Below are 456 nucleotides of genomic sequence, written 5' to 3'. Positions count from 1 at the left end.
TCTCTAAGTACTCTCGAGTTGTTACCATATAGTCAATGGCTGATTCCGTTTCACTAAACCGCAGGTTCATTAATCGTCCAGTTGCATCGTCGATGAAAACCAGCAGACAGCATTTTGGACTTCGGCCTTCGAACCAATCATGGTGAGAACCATCAATCTGAACCAGTTCTCCTAGGCAGTCTCTGCGATGACGAGGTTGGTACACTCTAGGTTGACGCTGAGCATGTGGCACCCAGAGACCATCAGCAATCATCCATTGACGTAAGGTCTCATTAGAAATGGGTAAGTTATGGATCTCAATAAGTTTTTCTCTTGCTAACGTTGGAGCAAAATCCGAATAGTGTTTACGAACAAGCGTTAAGATAGTCTGACGATAATCACTCGATATCCGATTATTACTGGGCTTGCCGCGAGCTCCATGTACCAAACTGGCCGCACCGGATTCTCGTAAGCGGT

At 45.8% G+C, this 456-nt stretch carries 1 protein-coding gene; it reads right to left on the bottom strand.

Annotated elements, in window-relative coordinates; all coding sequences use genetic code 11:
- On the bottom strand, nucleotides 1-456 hold a 456-nt coding region (locus ACTRWI_RS22670; RefSeq protein ID WP_499133939.1), incomplete at both ends, for a transposase family protein.

The sequence above is a fragment of the Pseudoalteromonas sp. G5_S1_14_S5 genome (genome assembly GCF_054968605.1).
Note: the sequence above shows the minus strand (reverse complement) of the source record. Positions and strands in the feature narration are given on the sequence as shown.